Source organism: Lutibacter sp. (assembly GCF_016342705.1).
Classification (GTDB): Bacteria; Bacteroidota; Bacteroidia; order Flavobacteriales; family Flavobacteriaceae; genus Lutibacter.
On the sequence record NZ_JAEINV010000012.1, the window covers coordinates 103,920 to 114,766 of the forward strand.

The 10,847-nt window shown below is 30.7% G+C and carries 8 protein-coding genes; all 8 read left to right on the forward strand.

Features of this window, described 5'->3' with window-relative positions; genetic code table 11:
• Nucleotides 1-10 precede the first annotated feature (10 nt).
• Nucleotides 11-385, forward strand: a complete 375-nt coding sequence (locus JEY78_RS12005; protein ID WP_291851539.1) for a cupin domain-containing protein — start codon at nt 11-13, stop codon at nt 383-385.
• 605 nt (nt 386-990) lie between these two features.
• Nucleotides 991-3,987 (forward strand): SusC/RagA family TonB-linked outer membrane protein, encoded by a 2,997-nt coding sequence (locus JEY78_RS12010; protein WP_367158782.1) that lies wholly within the window; start codon nt 991-993, stop codon nt 3,985-3,987.
• Nucleotides 3,988-4,025: 38 nt separating this feature from the next.
• Entirely contained in the window at nt 4,026-5,399 is a 1,374-nt protein-coding gene (locus JEY78_RS12015) for a RagB/SusD family nutrient uptake outer membrane protein (RefSeq protein WP_291851543.1), read from the forward strand.
• A 38-nt stretch (nt 5,400-5,437) separates the two neighbouring features.
• Complete coding sequence (locus tag JEY78_RS12020; RefSeq protein WP_291851545.1) at nt 5,438-6,286, forward strand: PKD domain-containing protein; 849 nt, start codon at nt 5,438-5,440, stop codon at nt 6,284-6,286.
• Between the two features lie 34 nt (nt 6,287-6,320).
• Nucleotides 6,321-7,235, forward strand: a complete 915-nt coding sequence (locus tag JEY78_RS12025; RefSeq protein WP_291851547.1) for a polysaccharide lyase family 7 protein — start codon at nt 6,321-6,323, stop codon at nt 7,233-7,235.
• 189 nt (nt 7,236-7,424) lie between these two features.
• Nucleotides 7,425-8,129, forward strand: coding sequence for a FadR/GntR family transcriptional regulator (locus JEY78_RS12030; RefSeq protein WP_291851549.1), 705 nt, complete (start codon nt 7,425-7,427; stop codon nt 8,127-8,129).
• Nucleotides 8,130-8,321: 192 nt separating this feature from the next.
• Nucleotides 8,322-9,785 carry an MFS transporter gene (locus JEY78_RS12035; protein ID WP_291851551.1) on the forward strand — a complete coding sequence of 488 codons (1,464 nt, stop codon included), beginning with the start codon at nt 8,322-8,324 and terminating at the stop codon, nt 9,783-9,785.
• Nucleotides 9,786-9,810: 25 nt separating this feature from the next.
• Nucleotides 9,811-10,575 carry an SDR family NAD(P)-dependent oxidoreductase gene (locus JEY78_RS12040; protein WP_291851553.1) on the forward strand — a complete coding sequence of 255 codons (765 nt, stop codon included), beginning with the start codon at nt 9,811-9,813 and terminating at the stop codon, nt 10,573-10,575.
• Nucleotides 10,576-10,847 lie beyond the last annotated feature (272 nt).

A 10,847-nucleotide genomic window follows, 5' to 3' on the forward strand; every position in this document is an offset into this window, starting at 1 on the left:
TTATAAAATTATGAAACGATTTAGTGAAAAATACATAATCACAAAAGAAATGGAATGGGAAGTGCTTGGTGGAGGAGTATCAAGAAAGTTTTTAGGTTATGATAATCAAATCATGATGGTGCAAGTAAAATTTGAAAAGGGAGCATTAGGTGCGCCACATCAACATTTTCACACGCAAGCTACCTATTGTGTTTCTGGAAAATTTGAATTTGAAATTGATGGAGTAAAGAAAGTTATAGAAGGAGGAGATGGAGTGTATATAGAACCTAATTTATTACATAGTGCAATTTGTTTAGAAGAAGGGACTCTAATTGACACATTTAGTCCCGTAAGAGAGGATTTCTTAAGTGGTGGTGCGGTATCTTATTTCGGAGATAAAGAATAATAAAAATTGCTGATAATCTAATAAGGGAAAATTTTAAAGAACCCAAAGAATAATTATTTTTTGAATAATACTGGTTTTTAAAATTAGTATTGTTTGGTCAGAGTATCAATAATTTAGCACAGTTTCGTTATTTTTCGTTGATTGTTTAAAAAATTTAATAGCAATATTTTTTTTTAACATTTAATTAGTATATATTTGGTTTTCCAAAGTGGTTTACCAGTTTGGAAAACCAAATAAAATAGAATATTAATAATTAAAACTTAGTTAAATAATGAAATGTGAATATTTCTAAATAAAAAAAAAAGGACAGGTGCACGCCTATCCTTTCTCGTAAAAATTACTTCTTTTAGGAGGGAAGTAAAATTAAAATTACATGTTATTACTTTTATAAAAACACGATAAAACAAATTTACAAAAAACAATTCATAAATTCAGAATTGGTGAGTTTTTATAAAATGGAAGATTAAAAGGATTTAAAATCTATTCTTAAAAAAAATTAATATTAAATGATATTAATTAAAACTAAACTTAAACATAAAAATTTAATTATGAATTTAAAAATCAAGCTAACGCTTCTGGTAATATTGATGCTCAATATTACTTTAATGGCTCAAAGTAGCTTTACAATTAACGGTACAGTATTATCCCAGACGGATAATTCACCAATTCCTGGAGCAAGTATTATCATTAAAGGGAGTACTAAAGGTGCTTCAACAGATTTTGATGGAAACTTTTCTTTAAATGTTGCTTCTGGTGATGTTTTAGAGGTGTCTTTTTTAGGGTTTACAACAAAATTGGTTCCTATTGCTAATCAAAAGCAATTAACAATTGTTTTAGCCGAATCAACAAATACTTTAGATGAAATTGTAGTTGTTGGATATGGTACTCAAAGAAAATCACATTTGAGTGGTTCAATTTCTAAAGTGGTGAATGAAAGTTTAGATCAGATTGCTACAGCAAGAGCGGATGATGCTTTAGTTGGGCAAGTTTCTGGTGTAAACATTCAAGCAACAAATCCTGAGGCAGGTGAAGCTCCAACAATTCGTATTAGAGGTGTTGGATCTATTAATGCATCATCAAATCCATTATTAGTAATTGATGGTGTTCCAGTAGATATTGAGTTCTTCGGAAATTTAAACATGAATGATGTAGAATCTATTGAAGTTTTGAAAGATGCTGCCTCTTCTGCAATTTATGGTTCTCAAGGAGCTAATGGTGTAATTATGGTTACAACAAAACAAGGTAAAGAAGGTAAAGTGAAATTTAGCTTAAGTACTTTTACTGGTTTTAAATCGGTTCCAACAAATGACAATTATAATATGTCCTTAAAAGAGTGGACGGCTATGGAGCTTGCGGCAAACGGAAAACTTTCTTATGCTACTACTTTTAAAAACTTATTAGGAATAGACCATAACTGGCAAGATGATATTTATGATGGAGGAACTATTACAAGTCACAACTTAAGTGTTCGCGGAGGTACTGATAAAACAAAATTTTCAGCATCTTTAGGATATTTACATGATGAAGGTGTAATTATTACTGATGATTATAAAAAATACAACTTAAAATTAAAACTTGATACTAAAGTAAGTGATAAACTTTCATTTGGTGCAAACTTATCTCCTTCATTTACAGAAAGAAGACGTTTAGATGGAGATACTTATGGTGTATTACGTCAAGGACCTTGGTTACCAATTTATTTAGATGAGCATACTATTCAATTTGTAGATAGAGCCTATTCTAATGGCAAATATGCAAATGTGCAAGTAGGAGATTATGCAATGCAAGATATGTTTAGAAATTACCCAATAACTATTGATGGTGTTACTAAACTAACAAGTATCAGATATTCTGGTGACTCAAATCCATATGCTCAGTTTAATGAAGTTAATTATAATGAAGATAGATTTAGTTTAACTGGAAATATTTACGCGCAATATAATATTACTGACGATTTAAGTTTTAAAACATCTCTTGGAGGTTCTTACCGTGCAAATAGAGATGAAAGATATATTGGTGTATTACAACATTCAACTGGTGCAGATAGAGCAAGTTCTAGATTTAGAAGTACTCACGAAATTTCATTAGTGAATGATAACTTATTCTTTTATAATAAAGAATTTGGAAAACATGAAATTAACGCTGTAGTTGGTATTTCTGCTCAAAAAGAAAATACTTTTAGAACTGAAACTACTGGTATTGGATATGAGTTTGATTATATTCAGACATTAAATGCTGCAACTATAATTTCAAATGCTACATCTTATGAAGTGGACAGAAGAATGTTATCTTTCTTAGGTAGATTAAATTATTCTTTTGATGGTAAATATTTGGCATCATTAAGTGTACGTAGAGATGGTAGTTCAGTTTTTGGACCGGATAAAAAATATGGAAATTTCCCTGCAGCTTCTGTTGGTTGGAATGCATATAAAGAAGATTTCTTAAAAGATAGTGATGTTGTATCTAACTTAAAATTAAGATTTAGTTATGGTGTAACTGGTACTGATGCTATTGATGAATATAAATACTTAGCGTTATTAGAAACTTCATCAGCAGTGGTAAACGGAAGTATCGTAAATGCATTTAACCCATCAAACATTTCAAATCCAGAATTACAATGGGAACGTTCAATTGAGTGGAACCCTGGTGTTGATTTCGGATTCTTTAATAATAGAATTTCTGGATCTGTAGATTATTATAATAGAACGAGTGATAATTTATTATTATTCTTAGATATTCCTTCTGTAACAGGCTTTTCTAATACTGATGTAAATTTAGGTCAAGTTGAAAATGCAGGTTTTGAATTAGAAATTAGAACAAGAAACATTTCTAAAGATAAATTTAGTTGGAATACTTCAATTTTGGCTTCAAGAAATAAAAATACATTATTAGATTTTGGAACTGCCAATGGATTGATTTCTAGCTTAGATACAAAAAGAGCCTCTGAATGGATTAATCTTGTAGGTCACCCAATTTCATCTTTTTACGGATATGTTGTTGATAAACAAATTCCTACTGAATATTTAAAGGATCCATGGGCAGTTGTTGGTGGACAAGCACAAGATGTGTATGTGAAAGATTTAAATGGTGATGGTTTAATTGATGCTGATGATAAAACTATATTAGGTGATCCTTATCCAGACATCGTTTGGAGTGTATCTAACGAATTTAATATTGGTAATTTTGATTTTAGTTTTATGTTCCAAGGAAGTCACGGAGCTGAAATTAGAAATATGGAAGTTCAGTATTACTATAATCATTTTAATAGTGGAATGGATTATGATCCAGCAATAACTCCAGATCAAGGATTTATTCAAGAAAAAATATTTACAAGTGATATTATTCAAAATGCATCTTTCGTTGCACTTAGAAACGTAAATATTGGATATAAACTTCCAGAAAGTGTATTAAAAAAGTTACAATTAAGTAGTGCAAGAATATATGCTACAGGGCAAAACCTGTTGTACTTTACTGCGGATAATTACACAGGTGCAAACCCTGAAGCAATGCACAGTTATAATACTGTTACTCAATATGGTTACCATTTAGGTGGAGCGCCAGTATCACAAACAATCTCTGTAGGTTTAAACTTAGAGTTTTAAGAGTTAACATATAAATACAAAAAATTAAAAATAATATTATGAAACAAATACAAATCATAACATTACTTGTGCTAGGTATGTTAATCTCATCTTGTGGTGAAGATTACTTAGATCCAGCACCGGTTTCATCCATCGGTAGTAATGGATTTTATACAAGTGAATCAGAAATTGAAGCTGCCGTATTAAATATTTACGATGGTTTACAGTTAGCAGTTCAAAGAGAATTTGCACTGGTTGAAATGAGATCAGATAATAGTAAAACAAGAAGTAGCGAGGGAGATTGGGCGCAGTTTGAGACTTTAAATGTGAAATCTACAAACACTACAGTAGCTGATTATTGGGCATTGTATTACAATGTAATATTTAGAGCTAATACTGTTTTAGAACACCTTGATGCTGCTGGAAATTCTATAGATCAATTTGAAGGAGAAGCTAAATTTGCAAGAGCGTTAAGCTATTTTAATTTAGTTCGTTTATATGGTGATGTACCATTAATTGATAAAGTGATTGGTCCAACTGATACGGATTATTTTGATAGAGATGCTACAGTTGATGTATATGCATTAATTGTAAATGATTTAAAAACTGCCGTTGCTAATTTAGATAATACTTATAAAGGAAGAGCTTCTAAAGCTGCTGCGCAAGCATTGTTAGCCAAAGTTTATTTAACATTAAAAAACTATGGTGATGCTCAAGACTTATTAGAAGATGTAATTGCTGGTTCTTCAGCATTACCAAGCTTTAGTAGTGTATTTTATACTGAGTTGAATAGTGAAATTATTTTTGCTATTGAATATACAAATGATGCTGCTGACGATAGTCAAGATTTCAGTATTGAATTTACACAAGATGGTAGAGTAAGAGGTTTAAATTATGCAACCCCTGAATTAATTACAGCGTTTAATACTTTTGGAGGTGCTATAAGAACTACTACATCAATAATTTATGATGATGTTAGTACAAAACCTGTTACACCAGATCCTTTACAAGATTATAAGTGTGGAAAATTTGTATACAACTCAACTGCAAATAATTTAAACGGAAACGATTGGATTGTTTTAAGAATGGCTGATGTGTTATTAATGCATGTAGAAGCAATTTTAGCAGGTTCGGATGTTACAAGTAGTTCTTCAGCAATTGCCTCATTCAAAAAAGTGAGAGATAGAGCTGGTATTACATCACCAATAACTTCAATTACTAAACAAGAATTGTTAGATGAAAGACGTGTTGAATTAGCATTTGAAAATCAACGTTGGTTTGATTTAATTAGATTTGGTGTTGCAGAAAGTGTTTTGGGAACGTTTGCAACCGATAACGGAATTGTTTTTTCAGCATCTGATTTATTATTACCAATTCCACAGAGAGAAATAGGGGTAAGTTTTGGAAAATTAACACAAAACCCAGGTTATTAATATTTCTATGCTAAATAGAGAATAAAAAATTTGATATTATGATACAAAAAATTAAAATAAATAAAATCATAGGTTTTTTAGGATTATTAGCCTTAACGCTTTCCTTTAATTCTTGTGAACAATTTGAACTACCAGAAGCAGGATCTATGGCAGATTTAACTCCGCCAACAGCTAGTTTTGCAGCTTCATTAAATGGTGATTATTTAACATATAAGTTTGATAATTTATCTGCGAGTGCTACTGATTATGTTTGGGATTATGGAGATGGTCACACATCAACAGATAAAAATGGAGCAAATATTTATGCTGGTGAAGGAACTTATACAGTTACATTAACAGCATCTGATAAATTAGGTGTTTCAAGTACATACTCAGAAACTATAGAGGTTGTAAAACCACCAGTTCCAGTAGTATTGTTACCTGAAATTTTAGAGGCTGGATTTGAAGATTATACGTTAGAAAATGGAACTGGAGATGGTCGTGATTCTTGGAGAACTAGTTTAGGTGAAATTATGCAAATTACTAGTAGCCCAGTTTACGAAGGTGTTCAAGCTGCAAAATTCCCATCAGATGGAACAAGAATTGCATATCAAGAATTGGAAGTTTCTGCAAATGCAGATTATGTTTTAACATATTATTATACTATGAAAACATCACCTGCTGGATTAATTACTGTATCTGTTTTAGGAGGAGCTTTAACTGATCTTGCAAATGCTGCATCTCAAACAATTGCATCTTATGTAGGTACGGATCAAACTGATGATAGTACGTATGTTCAAGTAGATTTACCATTTAATTCTGGTAATAATACTAAAGTGGCAATTTATGTTAGAAATGAAAGTGTTGAATGTAGATTAGATGCATTTAGCATTAGAGTAGCAGACTAATTATAAAATAATTGGCAGTTTAAATAAAGTTCATATGAAATATATTTTAAAAATTAGCGTCATATTTTTTACAATATTCTCTTTAACACTTCAAGTAAGTTGTCAGGAAAAAGTTGTAGATGATTTAACATTTTTTGAAGACTATCAAAATGAAAATTCTGATATTCAAAATAATGATAATGAAGATGTATTTAAACTGCCAAATATTGATTTAAATAATTGGAAAGTTACACTGCCAATTGGCAAACCAATAGAAGTTGCGCCTCCTGAAATATTAAATTATGCAACAAATGAAACGTTAAAACCATTTTTTTATAACGATTCAATAAAAGGAGCCTTAGTTTTTTATACATACCCAGATGCCTCAACAACTAATTCTTCATATTCTAGAACTGAATTAAGAGAGCAGTTAGTTCCTGGAAGTAATAGTACAAATTGGACCTTTGAAAAAGGAGGTACTATGAAAGGGACGTTGGAAGTAGCTGAAATGTCTAAAGACGCAAGTGGAAATTACTATAGAACAATAGTAATGCAGATACATGGTATTTTAACAAAAGCCCAAAAAGAGTTAATAGGTGCTTCTGATAACAATGCACCGCCAATGTTAAAAATATATTGGGTAAATGGTCAGGTGAGAGTTAAGACAAAAGTGTTAAAAGATTTAAATGCAACAGAAACTGAAATGTTGCACGAAGAAGCTTGGGGAGATGATGCAGGTTACACTTTTCCTGAATATGTTGGTTTTGATAAATTTACGTTAGAAGTAAAAGTATCAAATGGAAAAATGGAAGTTATCTTAAATGAAAAAGCCTCAGTTGTTTATGAAAGTATTCATATTCAAAAATGGGGAATATTTGAGAATTATTTTAAAGCTGGAAATTATTTTCAGTCAAAAGATATAGAGTCATATTCAAAAGTAAAGTATTATGAGTTAGTGGTAACTCATTAATTATGTAATTGATAGGTTTGAATTAGTTACTATTTTTTGGTTAAGAAAAGCTGGTCTTTTTTATTAAGGACCAGTAATTCTAAATCAAAAAAAGATTACTTTTAGTATTTATTGTAATAAAGAGGTTTTTTATGAAGTTTTTTTTAATTTTATAAATTAAATCTGGTTAACCAAATCAAATAGAATTATATGAAGTTAGAGGTCATTTCAAAAAGTGAAAATAAAGAAGTTCAAAATTTTATTATTTCTCAAATTAGAGATTTAATTAATTATAAAAATTTAGAACCTGGAGATAAACTACCATCTGAAAGATCATTATCGGATAAATTTTCAGTGAGCAGAAGTAATGTTAGAGAAGCAATTCAAAAGCTAGAATTTTATGGATTGTTAAAGTCAATACCTCAAAGCGGAACTTTTGTTGCTAACATTGGTGTTATTGCAATGAATGGGATGATTGATGATATTTTAAGACTTGAAAAGCCAGATTTTAAAGCTTTAGTTGAAACTCGAATTTTATTAGAATTAAAAACAGCAAGGTTGGCAGCTTTAAGAAGAACTGATGAAGATTTAAAGCAAATGAGAGAAGCCTTAGAAGCATACAGTGAAAAGGTTTTAAATGGAAAAGATGCAGTTCAAGAAGATTTATTATTTCATTTGGCAATAGCAAAAGCGAGTGGAAATAGTAGTTTAAATACTTTAATGTTAATGATAACACCAGAAATTATTACAAACTTTGAAAAGCATCATGTTTGTGATAAAGGAATGGCAAGGTCAGGAATACAAGAACATCAAGATATTTTTAATGCTATTAAAAATCAAAATCCAGTGGAAGCGAAAGAAAAGGTAAAGGTACATTTTAAAATGTTGTATCAATACTGTTATAATATTGAATAAAACTTTTTATGACAAAATGCACGTTTTTGTCTTAAAAATTATAAATAAAAGGAGGGATTCGTACACTTACAATTAAAATTTCATTTTAATTTAAAATAATAGTAAACGTTTCAATTATTAAATTATTAGAACCAATTAAAAGAGGTTTTAATAGAATATTATTATATAATAATAAGTAAAATTTCAAAATTTATGAAAGTAAAAGGATTAAGATGGTGGATTATTGGCTTAATAATGCTTATTACCATTATAAACTACTTAGATAGAGGTACGTTAAATTATATGTGGGTAGCCAATATTGAATACAATTTAGTTGATAATATTGATACTGATCAAAAGGAAAATCAGGCTCAATTTTTAGCTGCAGATAATACATATCGTTTAGTTTCAAAAAGAGGAGAAGAAATTATTCAAAAAGCTGACCTTATATCTTTTAAAAAGGATGGAGCGATTGTTGTGAATCGTCAAGGAATTGCTTATGAATTAGGGATAGTTGATAAAAATGCAACAGCTGAAGAAGCTTCAAAACAAGCGAAAGATCAATTAGGAATTATAACCATTTTCTTCATGATTGCCTATGGTTTTAGTCAACTTTTCTCGGGAAAATTATACGATAAAATTGGTACACGAAAAGGGTTTTTAGTTTCTGTGTTATTATGGGGTACTGCAGATGCTTTGACAGCTTTAGCTCGTGGAAAAATATCATTAACTGCATTTAGAATGATGCTTGGTCTAGGTGAAGCAGGACCATGGCCCGGCGCTACAAAAAGTAATGCTGAATGGTTTCCCCAAAAGGAGCGTGCTTTTGCACAAGGGCTTTTTGGAGCTGCAGCATCCATTGGTTCTATTTTAGCGCCAATAATTATTTTAATGTTATATATGTCTATAGGATGGAAACTAACTTTTGTTGTAGTTGGTGGTTTAGGTATCTTATGGTTAGTTCCATGGTTAATTATAAATAAAAAAGGGCCAAAAGAGCATCCTTGGATATCAGAAGAAGAACGTGAATATATTTTAAGTAATCAACCAGAATCAAAAGTTATAAATGAAGTTGGTAAAACTTGGGGGCAATTACTGTCTGACAAAAAGAATTACTCGGTAATATTAGGTAGATTTTTTCTTGATCCAATTTGGTGGATGTTTGTTACGTTCTTACCAATGTATTTAGTTGAGGAATTTGGTTTAAACATTAAAGAGTTGGCCTTCTCAGCTTGGGTTCCATATGTTGGAGCAATGGTTGGAAGTGTTGCTGGTGGATGGTACTCTGGATTTTTAATTCGTAAAGGAGCAACTGTTGATAAAGCTAGGAAACAAGCAATGATTTTAGGAGGGGTTATTATTATTCCATCTATTATAGCAGCTGTGTTGGTTCCGAATGCTCCATTAGCAGTTATATTAATGGCTTTTGTACTTGGAGGATTCCAATTTACAATGACTAATATACAAACATTACCTAGTGATTTACATGGTGGAAAATCAGTTGGTTCATTGGCCGGTTTAGGTGGTGCCGCAGCAGTTTTAGGTACTATTTTGGCAATTTCATTTGCAGGTCAAATTTCTAGTTGGCCATTATTGTTTGGTTTACTTGGTGCCTTAGTACCGTTGTCATTAATTTCTATCTTTTTGACCGTAGGTAAAATTGAGCAAATAAAATAAAAAATAAAAAATAAAATTTAATAAAATGAGTAATTTAAAAGAAAAAGTAGCGGTAATTACAGGAGCTACTGGAGGAATTGGTTTTGAAGTAGCAAAAAGATTAGGTAAAGACGGATATATTGTAGTATTAAATGGCATTGAAGATGAAATTGGTGCAGAGAGAGTAGCTGAACTTACCGCTGAAGGGATTACTGCTGAATATGTCGGATTTGATATGACAAAAGACGAGGCAGTAACTGAAAACATTACTAAAATTGGTGAAAAATACGGGAAAATTGATGTTCTTGTAAACAATACTGGTGGTATTGGTGTTAGAGCTAGATTTGAAGAAATGACAACTGAACAATACAGATTTGTGATGGCTTTAAACCTTGATTCAGTATTTTTTGCATCAAGAGCAGCAATTCCTTTTCTTAAAAAAAGTGATAACCCTAGCATAATTAACTATACTTCTAATGCAGCATGGAATGGTGCAGGACCTGGAGCTGGAATCTATTCAGTTTCTAAAGGTGGAGTACAATCTATCACTAGAGCTTTAGCTAAAGATTTAGCTGAATATGGAATTAGAGTAAATGCAGTATCTCCTGGTACTATTGATACTCCGTTCCACGCACAAATTAAAGCGACTAAACCAGAAGTTTTTGCTTCTTGGGCAAATAGTGTTTTATTAGGTAGATTAGGTCAGCCGGAAGAAGTTGCTGGTGTTGTTTCTTTCTTAGCTAGTAAAGATGCTTCTTTCATTACAGCTGAAACTATCCAAATTGGTGGTGGACAAGCTTTAGGAATCTAAGAATAAAATTTATTTATGAAGACTTGTCTAAAAGACAAGTCTTCATTTTTTTTTTGATATTAGTAATAATAGTATTTTAAATTTTAGTTAGCACATTTCGGATTATTAAACCCCTTATTTAGAACAATTATAATAGTGCTTTATAGTAGTTTTATTTTTTCTAATTAAGAAATAATAATTGGAATTAAAAAAAAATAATAATGAGTAGAGTAATAACATTCGGAGAAATCATGTTGCGATTAGCTCCACAAGGATTTTTAAGATTTTCACAA

Bases quoted from the DNA above. Each gene is read 5' to 3' on its own strand.
- JEY78_RS12005 (WP_291851539.1), top strand. From the start codon at position 11: ATGAAACGATTTAGTGAAAAATACATAATCACAAAAGAAATGGAATGG.
- JEY78_RS12010 (WP_367158782.1), top strand. From the start codon at position 991: ATGGCTCAAAGTAGCTTTACAATTAACGGTACAGTATTATCCCAGACG.
- JEY78_RS12015 (WP_291851543.1), top strand. From the start codon at position 4,026: ATGAAACAAATACAAATCATAACATTACTTGTGCTAGGTATGTTAATC.
- JEY78_RS12020 (WP_291851545.1), top strand. From the start codon at position 5,438: ATGATACAAAAAATTAAAATAAATAAAATCATAGGTTTTTTAGGATTA.
- JEY78_RS12025 (WP_291851547.1), top strand. From the start codon at position 6,321: ATGAAATATATTTTAAAAATTAGCGTCATATTTTTTACAATATTCTCT.
- JEY78_RS12030 (WP_291851549.1), top strand. From the start codon at position 7,425: ATGAAGTTAGAGGTCATTTCAAAAAGTGAAAATAAAGAAGTTCAAAAT.
- JEY78_RS12035 (WP_291851551.1), top strand. From the start codon at position 8,322: ATGAAAGTAAAAGGATTAAGATGGTGGATTATTGGCTTAATAATGCTT.
- JEY78_RS12040 (WP_291851553.1), top strand. From the start codon at position 9,811: ATGAGTAATTTAAAAGAAAAAGTAGCGGTAATTACAGGAGCTACTGGA.